The sequence below is a fragment of the Pedobacter sp. ASV12 genome (assembly GCF_016429155.1).
Lineage (GTDB): Bacteria > Bacteroidota > Bacteroidia > Sphingobacteriales > Sphingobacteriaceae > Pedobacter.
Genome location: NZ_JAELUC010000008.1, coordinates 46,402 through 64,587 on the forward strand (window position 1 = coordinate 46,402; position 18,186 = coordinate 64,587).

An 18,186-nucleotide genomic window follows, 5' to 3' on the forward strand; every position below is an offset into this window, starting at 1 on the left:
AGGCTGGGCTAGTTGCTAAGTCAATGGTAATACCGGTTGCAGACGAACCGCCGACAGTTGTGGTTTTTTCCGCAGGCCTCCATTTAAAGGAGAAGGGTTTGAAAAAGGAGCGTAGCTAAAATGTAATCGTATCTTCATGTCAATTGTTTTTATTTGGATTAATTCTAAACAACTGCAAAGTAACGTGATGAAACAATATCATCCAAATTATTTTGAATAATTCTAAATAAGGGTGTCGACAGGGTGCCTTACTTAAAAAGCTACGCCCGTCAAACATAAAGCTTGCATTGGCTGTTAGGATTCAATAAATCAGGTACATGAATATTAGATCAAACGAACCTTACTGGCTGGTTAAGAATGGCATTTTGCATGCCTATCCATCTTTAAGAACCAACCAAACCTGTGATGTGCTCATTGTTGGCGGCGGCATTACAGGCGCATTAATGGCCCACGCGTGTATCAAAAACGGTTTAGATACCTTACTGATTGATAAGCGCGAAATTGCCAATGGCAGCACTTCGGCCACTACCTCCATGCTGCAGTACGAAATTGATGTACCGCTTTACCAGCTCATCAAAAAAATTGGCCAGGAAGGGGCCGTTGCCAGCTATAAAGCCTGCCGGGATTCGATAGATCAATTAGCCGAAATTGTGCAGGAAATACAGTCGGCCTGTGGTTTCGAAGCCAAAGAATCGCTTTACTTTGCCCATAGCAAAAAGGATGCGAAGTGGTTGCGTACCGAGTTCGAAACGCGTCAGGCCAGTGGTTTTGAGGTTGATTGGCTAACGGGTGAAACGATTAAACAACGTTATGGCTTGCTAGCTGATGGAGGCATTTTATCGGCTGATGGGGCAAGCGTGGATGCTTTTTGCCTCGCCCATGATTTGTTGCACCACAACGTCCAAAAAGGCCTGCAGGTTTATGATAAAACCGAATTGAAAAAAGCAAAATACGAAAGCGATCATGTGCTGGCCCACATGCATACAGGTGCAAGCGTAAGGGCAAAACATCTCATTTATTGTACAGGGTATGAAACCCAACAGCTGTTGCCTAATACCATTGTAAAGCTTAAAAGCACTTATGCCATGGTCAGCGAGCGAATGGAGCACTTGAGCGATGCCTTAGCCAATACCTTGTTTTGGAATACCGATACGCCCTACCTCTATATGCGGAGCACTGCCGATGGAAGATTGTTGTTGGGGGGCGAAGACGAAAATTTTAAGAATGCGCTGAAACGCGACGCGCTTCTAGACCTCAAGCAGCAAAAGCTGCTCAAAACATTTCAGAAACTGATGCCAGACGTCAATTTTATCACAGATTTTAGCTGGTGCGGCACCTTTGGAGAAACCAAGGATGGATTACCTTATATCGGCACCCATCCCAAGTTTCGGCATAGTTATTTTTGTTTGGGCTTTGGGGGCAACGGTATTACTTTTTCGGTAATTGGTGCGCAGCTCCTTGTGCAACTGATCAAAGGGGAAACCAATCCCTTAGCCCATTATTTCAGATTTGGCCGCTAGCTATTGGTGTACAATTACCTGGCCGCTAAAGGCATTTTCTTCGCTGTTGGCTGGTGTAACGAGGCCTCTTGCCAAAATGGTGTAATAGCTGTTGGCGCCTACCGAAATATCGCTTAGGGTAGCCCTAACCACACCATTGGCATCCTTGATTTCGAAGGTGTATTTTCCGGCGGCCAGTTGGGTAAAGCCGCTGGCGGTTTTATAGGCCTTGCCGGTAAACAACGAATTGCCATCTTTAATTTTGAGATCCATTGCAGGTGCATCGGGCGAAACGTTTACAAACCTGATGAAAGCATTGGTTGTAGAAGTTGTCGATACGTCGTCGGTTACGACAAGGGCATCAAAATTAGCAGGTCTGTTGATCACATAAAAAGTAGTATAGGTTTGTGGGGCAATAGAAACGCCTTTAGTAAGCAAGCTTTCTGCACGTCCGGCTATCATGATTTTTACGCCATGATTTCCCGAAACATAAGTGCCGTATTTGAGCTGGCCTCCAAAAGGAAGTGCGCCGTTGTTTATTTTAACGTCGTCTACGTACACATCATAGGTAGCTGAAGTTGGAGAGGTATTTACAATGCTTAATGCTCCGGTGCTTGGAAGCTCGGTGCTGCTGCCTTTGCAACCAGCCAAAGCTACCATGACCACTAAAACAAAAAGAAGACAAGCTTTAACAACATGAAGCCTGGCTAAGCGATTAGGAGTATAATTTTTAGTCATAATAAGTAAATATAGAAGTTAAAAAGCTGTTTTTGAAATATTAATACGCTTCAAAAGCATCCTAATGCAAATATTGGCTTTATCTCTTGGAAAACCATGTTAAACTTTGTTAAATTCTGGCTGAGCGTATAAAGTAGATAGAAAATAAGGAATGGGAAATAAAGTGTTATGAGCCTATTCCCCATTTGCTATTCCCTAATTTCCTGCACTAGGAAAAAATAGAAAAAATGTAAAAAAATCAGATTCTTATTGCACAACTCGATTTTTATTTAAACCTTTGCGCCTCAAGTAATTTACAACGGGTTAGCAAACCATAAAAATGAGCAAAAACATCATACATAAACTCTCTATCTTAGAAGCAAAGAATATTGCTGCCGAGAGTCTGTTTATTGAGCGCTTGCGACCCGTATTCTTCGTTACTACCAATCGGCAAAACTTCACGCCGCGTATTTAGTACTCCGTACCCTAGATACATTCAGAGGAATTGATCCTCTCTAAAAACCCAATTAACAAGAAGACCTTATTTTTTTCGTTAGAGAATTAATGAATATAAACGATTTTATAGTGCAAGTTGCACTTCCTGAACATCGTGTTTTCGCTGAAGAAATCTGCACCGAGATGGCAGAATCTGCAAAAGCAAGAGGTACAGGTATCGCTAAGCGTTCGCCAGCCTATGTGGCAGGCAAGATGGAAGAAGGAAAAGCCGTAATCGCCTTTCACAAAGATGGACGCTGGGCCGGCTTTTGTTATATCGAAACCTGGAGCCATGGGCAGTTTGTGGCCAATTCCGGCCTAATTGTTAGTCCGGAGTTTAGAAAAGCAGGCTTGGCACACGCCATTAAAGAATCCATTTTCAAGCTTTCGAGAACGCTTTATCCCAAAGCTAAAATATTTGGCCTGACTACCGGATTGGCGGTAATGAAAATCAATTCAGACTTGGGCTACGAACCCGTAACTTATTCGGAGCTTACCCAAGACGAAGATTTTTGGAAAGGCTGCCAGAGCTGTGTCAACTTCGAAATCCTGAAAATGAAAGAGCGCAAAAACTGCATGTGTACCGCCATGCTGTACGATCCGGCCGAAAAAAAGCACGAAGCCGCCAAGATCTTTGCCGAAGAACTGCAGAAAAAACCGGGCCTGTACGAGCGCTTCATGCGCATTAAGCAACGCCTGGTGGTCAAACCAAAATCGGGACTGAAATCGGTCTTACTCTTGTTTACCCTTTTATTTAAATAGCATAGCACCCATGAACCATGATGATTTGCCAAGCCCAAAGGGAGCAATCAACAAATCATGATGACTTCATCACCATTGAAAACCAATTAAAAAAGATGAAAAAGAAAGTTGTTTTAGCTTTTAGCGGAGGTTTAGATACCTCGTTCTGTTGCATCCACCTGGCCCAAGACCGTGGTTTGGAAGTACACTCGGTCATTGTCAATACCGGTGGTTTTTCTGACGAAGAATTACAGGAAATCGAAAAACGGGCCTATGCTTTAGGTGTGGCTTCGCATGCTACGGTCGATGAAACCGCCAACTATTACAACTCTTGCATCAAATACCTGATTTATGGCAACGTGCTTAAAAACGCTACTTATCCGCTTTCGGTAAGTGCCGAGCGCGTGAGCCAAGCTACCGCCATTGCCAATTATGTAAAGAAAATCGGTGCCGATTATGTGGCCCACGGAAGTACTGGTGCCGGCAACGACCAGGTGCGTTTCGATATGATCTTTAACATCCTGATTCCGAATGTAGAAATCATTACGCCGATCAGGGACCTGAAACTATCGCGCGAGGCAGAAATCGAATACCTGCGCGAACATGGTGTTGAATACAGTGCCGAGAAAGCCACTTACTCGATCAACAAAGGCTTGTGGGGTACTTCGGTAGGAGGCAAGGAAACCTTAACTTCTCACGATACCTTGCCAGAAAGCGCCTGGCCAACACAGGTTTCCGAAACCGAGGCCCGCAGGGTAGAACTGACTTTTGAGCAAGGCGAATTGGTTGCTATTGATGGCGAAAAAATGGAGCCGGTAAGGGCCATCCAAAAACTGCAGGCCATTGCGCAGCCTTTTGGCATTGGCAGAGACATTCACGTAGGCGATACCATTATCGGTATTAAGGGGCGTGTGGGTTTTGAGGCCGCTGCGCCGATTGTCATCATCAAGGCGCACCATACCTTAGAGAAACACACCCTGACCAAATGGCAGCTGAGCTGGAAAGAACAATTGTCGTCGTTTTATGGCAACTGGCTCCATGAAGGCCAATTCCACGATCCGATTATGCGGAATATCGAAGCTTTTTTAACCGATACCCAAAAAATGGTGAGTGGCAAAGTATTTGTAGAATTGTTGCCTTACCGTTTTCAGGTCATCGGCATTGAATCGGCGCACGATCTGATGAGCAACAAGTTTGGCAGCTACGGCGAAATGAACAATGCCTGGACCGGCGACGACGTAAAAGGCTTCTCTAAAATATTTGGCAACCAGGTGATGATCTGGCATAAAGTAAACGAAGAGGCATAAGGCTAAAGAATAAGGCTGAAGATTAAATCACTCAGCCTTCACCCTATACCTTCCGCCTTCAACCTTAAAAAGATGAACGAAATCCTTTCCAAAGAAAATTGTTTAAGCCACTACAAATGGGGCAATAACTGCGATGGATGGAACTTTGTTGTCGGCGATGATGCGGTCATTAAACAAGAATTGATGCCTGCCCAAACTGCCGAAAAACTGCATTTCCACATCCGTGCTACGCAATTTTTCTTTATCTTGAAAGGACAGGCCACTTTTTTGGTCGATGGTGAAACCCATGTTGTCAATGCGCAAGAAGGCCTACAGATCAAAGCCGGACAGCCGCATCAAATCATAAATGCCACTATGCAGGATTTGGAGTTTGTGCTGTTCTCTTATCCATCAACCCAAAACGACAGAACCGATTGTGAGTAAGATTGAAATCAAACAAATAGACAAAACAGAAGCCAACCTCGTAGTTGGACTGTTTAATCAATACCGAATATTCTACAAGCAATTTTCGGATATCGGGATGGCGCAGGCCTTTATCAACGAGCGTTTGCAAAACAACGAATCGATCATTTTTGTAGCCCTGGATGCCGAAGCGCAAAAACCGGTGGGCTTTACGCAGCTTTACCCTAAATACTCATCGGTAAGGCTGGTGCAAAACTGGATCTTAAACGATTTGTATGTAGACGAAGCCTACCGCAAACAAGGCATTGGCGAAAAGCTGATCAAAACTGCGATGGATTTTGCCAAGACCAGGGGTTCGAAGTTTGTACAACTGGAAACAGCGGTCGACAATTATACCGCACAAAGTTTGTACGAAGCCATTGGATTTAAAAAACAAGAACCAGAGACAGATTTTCTGCTCTACAGAATAGCTATAAACCCATAAAGATGAACAAGATCAAAGCAGGCATAATTGGTGGTGCAGGTTACACAGGTGGCGAATTGCTGCGTATTTTGGTGAACCATCCACAGGTAGAAATTGCTTTTGTAAACAGCAGCAGCAATGCAGGTAACCTGATTTCGGATGTACATACCGATTTGTTGGGCGATACCGATTTGAGGTTTACCAACGAAATTTCGCAAAACATCGACGTGTTGTTTTTATGCGTAGGCCATGGCGATGCCAGAAAGTTCTTAGAAACCAATTCGATTAACGAGCATGTAAAAATCATCGATCTTTCGCAAGACTTCAGGTTAACCCGTAACTCACAAATCGCAACTCGCAACTTCATTTACGGTTTGCCGGAATTAAACCGCGAGGCCATCAAAACGGCCAATAATATAGCCAATCCAGGTTGTTTTGCCACATGCATCCAATTGGGCTTGTTGCCTTTGGCGGCCAAGGGCTTGCTCAACGGCGAAGTGCATATCAACGCCACTACGGGTTCAACCGGTGCCGGACAAAGCTTATCAACTACGTCGCATTTCAGCTGGAGAAATAATAACCTTTCGGTTTACAAGGCTTTTGAACACCAGCACCTGAACGAAATTGGCGAAAGCCTGGTGCAGCTACAGCCGTCGTTTGCGGAAGCCATTAACTTTATTCCGCAGCGTGGCGATTTTACCAGAGGCATTTTAGCCGCGATTTACATTGATAGCGATCTGACTTTGGAGGAGGCGCAACAGCTTTATGAAGACTACTACAGCTCGCAGCCGTTTACGCATGTCAGCAAAAAGAACATCGACCTGAAGCAAGTGGTGAATACCAACAAAGCCTTGGTGCATGTAGAGAAGCACGGCAATAAACTATTCGTTATCAGCATTATTGATAATTTGCTGAAAGGCGCCAGTGGCCAAGCCGTACAAAATATGAATTTGATGTTTGGACTGGAGGAAGCTCTCGGGTTGAAATTAAAAGCAATAGGATTTTAATTGAAAGTGAAAAGTCTAAAGTGAAAAGTTGAGATGCAGAATTATAAAGATTTATTGGTTTGGGCAAAAGCACACGAGCTTACCCTTAAGCTATATAAAACTTTAGCAACTTATCCGAAAGAAGAAACTTACAGCCTGGTAAGCCAATTAAAACGAGCTTCAATATCAATAGCAACAAATATAGCAGAAGGGACTGGCAGGTTTTCTCAGAAGGATTTGGCTCATTTTTTACAGATGGCTTTAGGATCATGTCACGAAGTAGAATACCTGCTGTTGTTATCCAAAGACCTTGATTTTATTAATAAAGACATATATTCAACACTAGAAAAGGAAATTAACGAGATAAAAGCAATGCTCATTTCATTAATTAAGAAAGTTAGACTTTAAACTTTCAACCTTAAACTTTCAACCTTAAAAAAATGAACTTATTCGACGTATACCCACTTAACGATATAGAAATTGCAAAAGCGCAAGGCAGCCATGTTTGGGATGCCAATGGGCAACAATATTTGGATTTGTATGGCGGCCATGCCGTTATTTCCATCGGCCATACCCACCCGCATTATGTTGGTCGCCTGACCGATCAATTGGGCAAGGTTGGTTTTTATTCCAACTCCGTAAAAATTCCTTTGCAGGTACAGCTGGCTGAGAAATTGGGCCAGGTGTCGGGTAAGCCAGCCTATCAGTTGTTTTTATGCAACTCTGGTGCCGAAGCCAACGAAAATGCTTTAAAACTGGCTTCGTTTTACAACGGACGTAAGAAAGTAATCGCTTTCAAAGGCGCTTTCCACGGACGCACCTCGCTGGCCGTAGCCGTTACCGACAACCCCAAAATAGTAGCGCCGGTAAACGAAAACCCTCATGTGATTTTCTTGCCGCATAATAACGAAGTGGCCTTAGAAGAAACCTTCAAGGCACAAGGCAATGAAATTGCAGCGGTAATTATCGAAGGCATCCAGGGTGTGGGTGGCATTAAAGAAGCCTCTAAAAGCTTTTTGCAAAAAATCCGCTCGCTTTGCGACGAATACAACGCTGTTTATATTGCCGATAGCGTTCAATGTGGCTACGGCCGTACAGGTTTGTTCTATTCGCACGATTATGCAGGCGTAGAAGCTGATGTATACACCATGGCCAAGGGCATGGGCAATGGGTTTCCGGTAGCAGGAATTTCGATTGCGCCAAAATTTAAGCCTTGGCATGGCGAGCTGGGCACTACTTTTGGCGGTAACCATTTGGCTTGTGCGGCAGCCTTGGCCGTGCTCGAAATTATGGACCAAGATCAGCTCATGAAAAATGCCGAAGAAGTAGGCAATTACCTGATTGCCGAACTCAGAAAATTTGAGCAGGTAAAAGAAGTGCGCGGCCGTGGACTGATGATTGGCATCGAACTGCCAGAAGAGCTGGCACATGTGAAGAAGGATTTGCTGTTTAAGCATTTCATCTTTACCGGCGAAGCCAAGCCCAACGTGATCCGCTTGTTGCCGGCCTTGAACTTAACCAAAGCCCAGGCAGATGAATTTTTGACCGCATTTGGTAAACTAGTAAAATAGATTTTTTGAAATTTTGAAGAGGCAGTGTAGGGGAAGCCTTTAGGCCTACACCTCAGACCCATTAACCGTATTAACATGAAACTTTTTTCATCTGTACACGATGTCCCCGACATTAAACAGTTTGTAAACGATGCCTTGGCATTAAAAGCCAACCCTTATGCACACCAGTCGCTGGGCAAGAACAAGACTTTAGGTCTGGTTTTCATGAATCCAAGCCTGCGTACCCGTTTAAGCACGCAAAAAGCGGCCTTAAACCTGGGCATGAATGTGATGGTAATGAACATGGACAAAGAAGGCTGGGCTTTAGAAACGCAAGACGGCGTAGTAATGAACGGCACTACCGTAGAACACATTCGCGAAGCCGCTGCCGTAATGGGCATGTATTGCGATATCCTTGGCTTACGTTCTTTCCCTAAGCTGCACAACCGTGAGGAGGATTACAGCGAAGACTTTTTCAATAAATTTGTAAAGTACTGCGCCGTACCCGTGGTCAGCTTGGAAAGCGCTACGCGCCATCCCCTGCAAAGTTTTGCCGATTTGATTACCATCCATGAAACTTGGGCCAACAAAGGCACCAAACCAAAAGTGGTGCTGGCCTGGGCGCCCCACGTAAAAGCTTTGCCACAAGCCGTACCCAACTCGTTTGCCGAGTGGATGTGCAAGGCGCAGCAAGATGGCATGATCGATTTTACCATTGCACAGCCAGAAGGTTATGAGCTGGCCGCCGACTTTACGCCGGGTGCAAAAATCGAATACGATTTGGAAGAAGCGCTAGCTGGTGCAGACTATGTGTATGTCAAAAACTGGAGCAGCTACAAAGAATACGGAAAAGTGTTAACTTACCCCGACGGTTGGATGATGAACAACGAAAAGCTCCAAATCACCAATCATGCCAAGGTCATGCACTGCCTGCCGGTTCGTAGAGATTTGGAACTATCGTCCGAAATTTTGGATGGGCCAAATTCGTTAGTTATTCATGAAGCCGGAAATAGGCTTTGGGCCGCACAAACGGTACTTAAGGCTATGTTAGAGAAACTGTAACCGTCATCCCGAGCTTGCGTGCTTCGGGAGCCGTAAAAAATAAGCATATGAAAACCCAACTCACCGTCATCAAAATTGGAGGAAACGTAATCGACAACTCCGAAAATCTACATCAGTTTCTGTTAGATTTTACGGCATTGCCCGGTGCAAAGATTTTGGTACATGGTGGGGGTAAAATTGCAACCGAACTCGGCCATTCTTTAGGCATTGAAGCCCAAATGGTTGATGGCCGCCGTATAACCGACATCGAAACCCTGCGGATCGTGACGATGGTTTATGCCGGGCTGATCAATAAAAACATGGTGGCGCAGCTACAGGCCAAAAACTGCAATGCCATTGGCTTAAGCGGTGCCGATGGCAACGTAATCAAAGCCACCAAACGTCCGGTTAAAACCCTAACCCATGGCGCGCCTCCTGGCCCGCAGGCAGGCGCTGTAATCGATTATGGCTATGTGGGCGACCTCCATGAGCATTCTGTGTCGTCGGCTACTTTAGACAACCTGATTAAGGCCGGCATGGTGCCGGTATTGTGCGCCATTACCCACGATGGACATTCGCAACTGCTCAATACCAATGCCGATACCATTGCTTCGGCTATAGCCGTGGCCATGTGTGGTTTGTACGAAACCCAATTGGTGTATTGCTTCGAGAAAAAAGGCGTGCTGAAAGACATCCACAACGAGGCCTCCGTGGTAAGAGAAATCAAGGCCGAAGCATTTGCTGGCCTCAAAGCCGATGGCACCGTAGCCGGAGGCATGATCCCCAAACTGGAAAATGCATTCGATGCCATCAAAAAAGGCGTGGGTGCAGTTTTCATTGGCAAAGCCGACGAGCTCCCCGAGTTGGCAACGGGCCTTTTCGGCACCAAAATGTTGCCATAAATTACAGAACTTGTTGCCAAGGGCTTTGGAGATGTTTAAAAATAGCTCCAATAACTTCGCACATCCTGTTTTGCAGCATACCGCTGTAACAACATAATTTAAAATTTACTCCAAAACATACTTAATCAAAATGACATGAAACGAATAGCCATTATCGGAAGTGGAAACATTGGTTTGTCGCTGGCCAAAGGCTTGGTCAAAGCAAACTTTTTACAAGCAGGAAACATCACCCTAACCCGACGCAATTTAGCGCCGTTGCAGCCCTATCGGGAAGCAGGGTTTCAAACCAGCAGCAATAACAACGAAGCGGTTAAAACTGCAGGCATTGTAATCTTGGCTGTGCTGCCCCAACAGTTGAATGCAGTTTTGGATGAAATTAAACCCACAATCGATCCGGCTAAACATTTGGTTATTTCTGTAATTTCGGGGGTGAGCTGTGCGGCCATCAAAGAAAAGCTCGGTGCCGAGGTGCAAGTGGTCAGGTCTATGCCAAATACCGCTATCGCCATTGGCCAATCCATGACCTGCATAGCTAGCGATAATGCTTCGGCCAATAACCTGGCGGAAGTGACGCAGATGTTCGAAACAGTGGGTTCGGTGGTGAAGATCAACGAAGATTTAATGACTTCGGCCACAGCTTTGTGTGCCTGCGGTATCGCCTTCTTTTTGCGGGCCATCCGGGCGGCATCCCAGGGTGGCGTAGAGATTGGCTTCCATGCCGACGAAGCCCTGAAAATGGCTGTTCAAACCGCCAAAGGGGCTGCCGATTTGCTTTTATTGCACAAAACCCACCCAGAATCAGAAATAGATAAAGTAACTTCGCCCAAAGGTTGTACCATTGCCGGCCTCAACGAAATGGAGCATAACGGCTTCAGTTCGTCGTTGATCAAAGGCATTAAACTCTCGGCCCTCAAAGCGGGAAATTTGTACACAAAAGAAGGGTAAAATTTTGATAATCACTAGTTCGTGCTGTCAAATCTTGATGCGCGATACTAGCTACTCGATACGATATGATTGAAAAAATACAACAAGAAAGCCTGGATTTATTACGGCAACTGATCCGTATCCAGTCTTTCAGCAAGGAAGAAGACCAAACCGCCGATTTGATTGCGCAGTTTTTGGAAGACAAAGGCGTTAAAATCTACAGAAAGCTCAACAATGTTTGGGCTTATAACCAGCATTTCGATCCGGCCAAGCCCACTTTGCTGCTCAATTCGCATCATGATACCGTAAAGCCTAATTCGGGCTATACCCGCGACCCTTACGATGCCGCCATCGAAGGCGATAAACTTTTTGGCCTGGGCAGCAACGATGCCGGTGGCTGTTTGGTTTCGCTCATCGGTACTTTTCTTTATTTCTATCCGCAAAGCGATTTGAAATACAACATCTGCTTGGCGGCCACAGCCGAAGAAGAAATTTCGGGCAACAATGGCTTGGAACTGGTACTGCCAGATTTGGGCAAGCTTGAATTTGGTATTGTTGGCGAACCTACCGAAATGAATTTAGCTATTGCCGAACGTGGCTTGCTGGTGCTCGATTGCGTATCGCACGGGAAAGCCGGCCATGCCGCGCGCGAAGAAGGCGAGAATGCCATTTATAAAGCACTAAAGGATATCGAATGGTTCAGGAATTATCAGTTTCCCAAAGTTTCGGAAGTATTTGGCCCGTTAAAAATGACCGTAACCATTATCAATGCCGGCTCGCAGCACAACGTCGTGCCTGCTACCTGTAATTTTACGGTTGATGTACGTGTAACCGATGCCTATACCAACGAAGAAGTATTGGAAATTATCCGCGCCAATGTTGGGTGCGATGTAACGCCACGCTCCATTCGCTTGAAGCCATCGTCTATTGATAAAGACCACCCTGTAGTAAAAGCAGGCGTGGCTTTGGGGCGCACCACTTATGGCTCGCCGACTACCTCAGACCAGGCTTTGCTTGATATTCCATCAGTTAAGGTAGGCCCAGGTTTCTCGGGTCGGTCGCACATGGCTGACGAGTTTATCTACGTCCGCGAAATTGCCGAAGGCGTTGCAGGCTACATCAACATGCTGAAGCCGGTAGTTCTCTAGCAACACATCTGTCTCCTTTTGGAGGGGGTAGGGGGAGGAAAAATAACAAACGCCAACAAGAGCTATAATCTAACTCGAGAAAGATACCGGATCAAGTCGGACATAAGCATTTGTTGGTGAAGAATGAGAACATTTAAACTAAACCGGATTGCAAATCCGGAGCTAATTAGATCGGGATGGCATATCCCGACCAACAATACGCACTGCTGTGGTTGACGTTCTTCACCAACGATTTAAATAGAGTGGTAAGAAACCAACAATAAACACAAAGCCCCGGAAATTTTCCGGGGCTTTGTGTTTACTATTAATTTTCTGGAGCTTCCTCAAAAGCGCGGGCTTCTAAATGTTTCTCCATATCCAATCGGTTTATGCCTTTGCTCCACCATTCTGGCGCAGGCTTACCCTTCAGCATGTAATCGAAATATTCCAGCATACGTACCGCATAATCCTTACGGTTAGGCAGTTTGGCAATGCCATGGTTTTCGCCTCGGTAGGTAATCATAACCACAGGCTTGTTCAATCTTCTCAAGCCGTTGTAATACTCGATGCCTTGGGTAAAATCAACCGCACCATCTTTATCGTTGTGCAACAATAGCAAAGGCGTTTGTACCTTTTTAATGTGGTAAATAGGCGAGTTGCGGGTAAAGGCATCCCAGTTATCCCAGTAGCCTGGAGTTAACCTGCCTTGGCTGGCTTCAAAAATGGCCTGGTTGGTGCCACCGCTGTTCCAGTAGATTAAACTGTACATACTGATCATGTTGGTTAATGGCGCACCCGCCGCCGCGGCTTTAAAAATATTGGTTTGCGTAATCAGGAAAGAAGTTTGGTAACCGCCCCACGAGTGACCATGGATCGCTACATTTTTTCCATCAACAATACCCGTCGCAATCGCAGCCTTAACAGCTGGGACTACACAAGCCACCGCCGACATGCCCGGATCGTTCAGTTTATATTTGATATCTGGTTCTAACACTGCATAGCCATTGCTCAAGTACACAGCCTTGTTAAAGCCACCACCTGGGAAACTAGGCATGGCATAATTATTAAGGCCATCGGTTAGGCGCTCGTAGATGTAGGTAATGGTAGGGTAAGACTTTCCAGCAACATAGTTAGCCGGCAAGTATAAAGCGGCCTGTAACGAATCGCCATTGGCACTTATATAATCGATTAATTTTACGCCCGATGTCCACGCATATTTGGCTTGGTCTGGGGTATTGGTATTTACCTGTTTGGCGCCACTTAAATTACCGGCATTACTGGCAAAGGCAACAGGCGATTGTTCGAAATTACTTTTGGTGTACACAAAGGTTTTGCCGTTCTCGGCCTTGGCCAATGCACCGTACGAATTGTCGTCCATAAACAGGATTTCTATTTTGTTTTTTCCTGCCGGAAGATAGCCATAGCCCGCTTTTTTATCCTTTACATTGAATACGCTAAAATATTGGTCCTTACTCAGGTCGGTTCCTTTTTCGTCGGGATAAATGCGCATACGGCCCATTACTTCCGATTTTTTGGCTTTCCAGTTATCAGATAGCGCGACAACACTTTTGCCGTCGGCGCTGATTTTCCATAAATCGTAGTTGTCTTTGATCAGGGCATATTTCGAATCGCTCGACCAGCCCAAGCTTTGCGTAGCCGGTTTGCTGACATTATGATCGTCTAGCTCGTCGATAAACGAAGCTTTGATGTTGCCGGTTAAGTTCGCTATTTTTCCCGTCTCAAAATCGATGCTGTAAAATACACCATCGTTGTAATAGCTGGCTATTTTGCCGTTTGGCGCTACCGATAAACGGCCACCATTGTATAATTTCTCAAACAAGCGTTTTTTGGTGCCGGTTTTAAGGTCGATCAGGTAAATATCGGTATAGCTTTGGCCATCTAAATTGCCCATCAGCTCATATTTGCTGTTGTCGTAGCCAACCGCATACAACTGTTTTGGTGCCACCATCACCGAGCGCAGGTTGCTATCGGCCAGTTGGGTAAACTTTTTATCGGCCACGCGGTAAGAACTGGTATAGCTGAAGTTTTTATCACGCATTTCCTGCGTTTGCTGCGCCGATTGAAGGCGTTTATCCTGCCAGTTCCAGATGATCATGTCTGGTTTTTCGATATCCTCTTTTTTAGGCTCTGGTTTTACTTCTGGTTTGGCTTTGGCGGTGCTGTCGGCTTTGCCCTCCGGTTTTTTCTCGTCCTTCTTTTCGTCTTTTTTGTCTTCCTTTTTATCTAGGGTGTTGATGCCAAAAAACAAGGTGCTCTGATCGTCAGCCCAATAAGGCCCAGTATTGGTATTGATGCCCATGCCTTTCGGAAAAGCGCTGTCGTCAATGCCGTTGTAAACGACTTTGGCCGTTAAATCGCCGTTAATTTTATTGATGCCGATTATGCTGTATACATCGTCTTTGTATTTTTCGTTTTTGTTGGCTTTTAAAAGTGCAAATGCAGTGCCTTCTTCATTCCAGTTGATGCTTTTGTAAGTGGCTTTATCATTATCTAAAGCAGTGGTTAAACCCGTTTTCATGTCCCTGATAAAAACGCCATTGCCGTTTTGGCCATTGGCATCAACGGTGTAAGCTAGTTTATCGCCGGCTTTGTTAAAGGCATATTCGCCCACGTTGCCTAGGTTGAAGCTTTTTTTGGTGGCCAGGTTATACAGCAACACATCGGTTCCTTTGGCGTCGTCCTTACCTTTAGGTGCTGTTTCGAGCGCGGCAAACTGGATAGCAATCCACGAAGGCGAGTCGCCCGAAAAACTGAAGGTTCTTACCCTGTCAAAAGAAGTTTCCTTCTTGTCGGCCAACGAAACCAAAGTGAGTTTATCGTACAGGGGCTTATTGGTTTTACGCGCGGCCTTTACCTCGGCATCTTTGGCCGAAACCTTGAACGCGGCATATTTAGAATCCTTAGAAAAAGTAAGGCTGTTTGGGGTAGCGCCTATGGGATAAGTGTAGTGGAGCGTATCCATGGTTTTGCGGATGGTCATTTTCAGGTCGCCTTCCGTTGGCCCGCTCGACCAGGCAAACCATTGGCCATCAGCCGATAGGGTACTGCCACGGTTGTACGACCACTTGGATACATCTTTCCAAGTTAGTGCCGGTTTTTGTTGCGCAAATGCCTTTTGGGCAAAAGCGGCAACCAGCATCAATAGAACAAAGTTTAATTTCTTCATAATTAAGGTTTTGATTTTGCTAAAATAAAACTTTCGCACGAATTAATCAGGGTAGCCACGCATTTGTTTGCAATAAAGTTGCGTTTGTTGTGGCTGAAGGCTTAATTCCTTATTCTGTTGTATTTATTGTATTTTTGTATCGATTAAAAATAGTAGCAAATACCGATAACATCCATCTGCAATGAAGATCTGGCAAAAGAATATTGAAGTCAATAAAGGAATCGAAGCTTTTACCGTAGGCAAAGACCGAGAACTTGATTTACAAATGGCGGCGTTCGACGTGCTGGGCTCCTTGGCCCACGTAGAAATGCTGGCCAGCATCAATTTGCTAAGCGCCGAAGAACTGGCGCAGGTAAAAGTCGGACTAAAAGCCATTTATGCTGAAATTGAGGCAGGCGAGTTTGCCATCGAAGACAGCGTTGAAGACGTACACTCGCAGGTAGAGTGGCTGTTAACGCAACGTATTGGCGAAGCCGGCAAGAAGATACACAGCGGCCGTTCACGCAACGACCAGGTATTAGTTGATTTAAAACTGTATTTCAGGTCCTGCATCCAAGAAATGGTAGCTAATACCGAAGCCCTGTTTTCGCAACTGATAGCGTTGAGCAACGCCCATCAAGACAAGTTGTTGCCTGGTTATACCCACCTGCAAATTGCCATGCCATCGTCTTTTGGATTATGGTTTGGCGCCTATGCCGAAAGCTTGGCCGATGATATGGAACTGCTGCTGGCCGCCTATAAAATTTGCAACAAAAATCCGTTGGGTTCGGCTGCCGGTTATGGCTCATCATTCCCTTTAAATAGAACCATGACCACCGAATTGCTGGGCTTCGACAAGCTGAACTACAATGTGGTTTATGCACAGATGGGCAGGGGCAAAACCGAACGAATTTTGGCGCAGGCCATGTCGGCGGTAGCGGCAACTTTGGCCAAAATGGCTATGGATGTATGTTTGTTCATCAATCAGAATTTCAACTTCATCAGTTTTCCGGCCGAATTGACCACGGGCTCTAGCATTATGCCCCACAAGAAAAACCCCGATGTTTTTGAGCTGATCCGTTCGCGTTGCAACAAAATCCAGGCTTTGCCAAACGAAATTGCCCTAATGATTACCAATTTGCCATCGGGCTACCACCGCGACCTGCAGTTGCTTAAAGAAAACCTTTTTCCGGCGATTGTGTCGCTTAACGAATGCCTGGAAATGACCACGTTCATGTTGCAAAACATCACGATAAAAGACGACATTCTGAACGATAAAAAATACGATTACCTGTTTAGCGTCGATGTGGTGAACGATTTGGCCTTGAGTGGCATACCGTTTAGGGAAGCTTACAGAATTGTTGGCGAATCGATAGAAAACGGCACTTTTGAGCCTAAAAAGCAAGTTAACCATACCCATGAAGGCAGCATCGGCAATTTATGCAACGACCAGATAGAGGAAATGATGAATGAGGTATTGAGCCAGTTTAACTTTGGCAAAGTAAGAGCGGCCATAGAAAAACTGTTGAGCGAATAAAAAGGAACCTATGAGATTGCTTCGTTCCTCGCAAAGGCGAGCGACGCAAAATTTTTAATAAAAACCATAAGAATATGAATGTATCAGTATTAGCGAACACGCTTATCGGCTCGGAGATTATCAAAATCGGAAACGAAGTAAACGAGCTGAAGCGAAAGGGTGCCCAAATTGCCAATCTGACCATCGGAGATTTTGATTCGTCGATTTTCCCAATCCCAGAAGCATTAGAAACCGCTATTGTAGAGGCCTATCATCAGGGACACACCAATTATCCGCCAGCTGATGGTATTTTGGGGTTACGCGAGACCATTACAGGTGTTTTGGCCGATCGTTATCAATTAGATTATACCGTAAAAGATATTTTGGTGGCAGGCGGTTCTCGTCCTTTGATTTATGCTACCTACTTGGCCTTGATCGACCCGGGAGATAAAGTGATTTATCCGGCGCCATCGTGGAACAACAACCATTATTGCCACCTTTCTTCGGCCAATGGCGTAGCTGTTGAAACCACTGTAGAAAACAACTTCATGCCTACAGCGGCCCAGCTGAAACCGCATTTAAAAGGCGCTACTTTGTTGGCTTTGTGTTCGCCGCTCAATCCAACCGGTACGATGTTTACCCAGCAGCAGCTGGAAGAGATTTGCGATATCGTAATTGAAGAAAACAAATCGCGCGGAGCAGATGAAAAGCCACTGTACATTATGTACGACCAGATTTACTCGTTGCTTACTTTTGGCAAGGAGCATGTTAATCCGGTAAGCTTACGCCCAGAATTGAAAGATTATACCATTTATATCGACGGCATTTCGAAGTGCTTGGCTTCTACAGGCGTGCGCGTGGGCTGGGCATTCGGACCAGAAGCCATCATTGGCAAAATGAAATCGTTGTTGGGCCATATCGGCGCCTGGGCGCCCAAGGCCGAACAGGTTGCCGTAGCCAGCTATTTTAAAGATAAAACGCAGGTTGATCATTTCTTGGGGGATTTTAAAGCCCAGATCCAAACTAGTTTAGATGCATTGTATAATGGCTTTCAAAAGCTGAAAGCTGATGGCTTCAACGTTGACGCGGTTGTGCCGATGGGCGCCATTTACCTGACCTTAAAAATCGATTATATTGGTAAAACTACACCAGCTGGCGATTTGCTCAAAGACAGTGCCGACGTTAATTTCTATTTGATTAGAGAGGCTCAGGCAGCTCTGGTGCCGTTCTCGGCTTTTGGCAACGAAGAAAATATGCCTTGGTTCCGCGCCTCGATTGGCGGCTGTTCTTTGGCTGATATCAACAATATGATTCCTCGCATAGCAACTGCCTTGAGCAAGTTGAAGTAAT

Annotated in this window: 16 protein-coding genes; 14 read left to right on the forward strand and 2 right to left on the reverse strand. The window is 45.4% G+C overall.

The window, feature by feature from the left end:
- Positions 1–317: 317 nt before the first annotated feature.
- Positions 318–1,520 (forward strand): NAD(P)/FAD-dependent oxidoreductase, encoded by a 1,203-nt coding sequence (locus JHD69_RS04210; RefSeq protein ID WP_199137697.1) that lies wholly within the window; start codon positions 318–320, stop codon positions 1,518–1,520.
- On the opposite strand, the gene JHD69_RS04215 is transcribed toward JHD69_RS04210, so the two are convergent.
- Positions 1,521–2,237 carry a DUF4397 domain-containing protein gene (locus JHD69_RS04215; protein ID WP_199137698.1) on the reverse strand — a complete coding sequence of 239 codons (717 nt, stop codon included), beginning with the start codon at positions 2,235–2,237 and terminating at the stop codon, positions 1,521–1,523.
- Between the two features lie 543 nt (positions 2,238–2,780).
- Between JHD69_RS04215 and JHD69_RS04220 the strand changes: the two genes are divergently transcribed.
- The 11 genes from JHD69_RS04220 to JHD69_RS04270 all read left to right on the forward strand — a co-directional run bounded on the left by JHD69_RS04220 (position 2,781) and on the right by JHD69_RS04270 (position 12,175).
- Positions 2,781–3,473 carry a GNAT family N-acetyltransferase gene (locus JHD69_RS04220; protein ID WP_199137699.1) on the forward strand — a complete coding sequence of 231 codons (693 nt, stop codon included), beginning with the start codon at positions 2,781–2,783 and terminating at the stop codon, positions 3,471–3,473.
- 95 nt (positions 3,474–3,568) lie between these two features.
- Complete coding sequence (gene argG, locus JHD69_RS04225; RefSeq protein ID WP_199137700.1) at positions 3,569–4,759, forward strand: argininosuccinate synthase; 1,191 nt, start codon at positions 3,569–3,571, stop codon at positions 4,757–4,759.
- Between the two features lie 72 nt (positions 4,760–4,831).
- Positions 4,832–5,182 carry a cupin domain-containing protein gene (locus JHD69_RS04230; RefSeq protein ID WP_199137701.1) on the forward strand — a complete coding sequence of 117 codons (351 nt, stop codon included), beginning with the start codon at positions 4,832–4,834 and terminating at the stop codon, positions 5,180–5,182.
- Positions 5,175–5,645, forward strand: a complete 471-nt coding sequence (locus JHD69_RS04235; RefSeq protein ID WP_370583450.1) for a GNAT family N-acetyltransferase — start codon at positions 5,175–5,177, stop codon at positions 5,643–5,645. Before JHD69_RS04230 ends, JHD69_RS04235 begins: the two co-directional genes overlap by 8 nt.
- A gap of 2 nt (positions 5,646–5,647) precedes the next feature.
- Positions 5,648–6,631: an N-acetyl-gamma-glutamyl-phosphate reductase gene (gene argC / locus JHD69_RS04240; protein ID WP_199137703.1), complete on the forward strand. Its 984-nt coding sequence runs from the start codon at positions 5,648–5,650 to the stop codon at positions 6,629–6,631.
- Between the two features lie 33 nt (positions 6,632–6,664).
- Positions 6,665–7,018, forward strand: a complete 354-nt coding sequence (locus JHD69_RS04245) for a four helix bundle protein (protein WP_199137705.1) — start codon at positions 6,665–6,667, stop codon at positions 7,016–7,018.
- A gap of 32 nt (positions 7,019–7,050) precedes the next feature.
- Entirely contained in the window at positions 7,051–8,181 is a 1,131-nt protein-coding gene (locus JHD69_RS04250) for an aspartate aminotransferase family protein (RefSeq protein ID WP_199137707.1), read from the forward strand.
- 75 nt (positions 8,182–8,256) lie between these two features.
- Positions 8,257–9,222, forward strand: coding sequence for an acetylornithine carbamoyltransferase (locus JHD69_RS04255; protein WP_199137709.1), 966 nt, complete (start codon positions 8,257–8,259; stop codon positions 9,220–9,222).
- Positions 9,223–9,269: 47 nt separating this feature from the next.
- Positions 9,270–10,103 carry an acetylglutamate kinase gene (gene argB, locus JHD69_RS04260; protein ID WP_199137711.1) on the forward strand — a complete coding sequence of 278 codons (834 nt, stop codon included), beginning with the start codon at positions 9,270–9,272 and terminating at the stop codon, positions 10,101–10,103.
- Between the two features lie 135 nt (positions 10,104–10,238).
- A complete protein-coding gene (gene proC, locus JHD69_RS04265; RefSeq protein ID WP_199137713.1) occupies positions 10,239–11,048 on the forward strand; it encodes a pyrroline-5-carboxylate reductase in 810 nt (269 codons plus the stop codon).
- Positions 11,049–11,113: 65 nt separating this feature from the next.
- On the forward strand, positions 11,114–12,175 hold the full coding sequence (locus JHD69_RS04270; RefSeq protein WP_199137714.1) for a M20 family metallo-hydrolase: 1,062 nt from the start codon (positions 11,114–11,116) through the stop codon (positions 12,173–12,175).
- Positions 12,176–12,479: 304 nt separating this feature from the next.
- On the opposite strand, the gene JHD69_RS04275 is transcribed toward JHD69_RS04270, so the two are convergent.
- A complete protein-coding gene (locus tag JHD69_RS04275; protein ID WP_199137715.1) occupies positions 12,480–15,341 on the reverse strand; it encodes a S9 family peptidase in 2,862 nt (953 codons plus the stop codon).
- A 181-nt stretch (positions 15,342–15,522) separates the two neighbouring features.
- On the opposite strand from JHD69_RS04275, the gene argH reads away from it, so the two are divergent.
- Both argH and JHD69_RS04285 read left to right on the forward strand, forming a co-directional pair.
- Positions 15,523–16,857: an argininosuccinate lyase gene (argH, locus tag JHD69_RS04280; protein WP_199137716.1), complete on the forward strand. Its 1,335-nt coding sequence runs from the start codon at positions 15,523–15,525 to the stop codon at positions 16,855–16,857.
- A gap of 74 nt (positions 16,858–16,931) precedes the next feature.
- Complete coding sequence (locus tag JHD69_RS04285) at positions 16,932–18,185, forward strand: pyridoxal phosphate-dependent aminotransferase (RefSeq protein ID WP_199137717.1); 1,254 nt, start codon at positions 16,932–16,934, stop codon at positions 18,183–18,185.
- The last annotated feature ends 1 nt before the right edge of the window (position 18,186 follow it).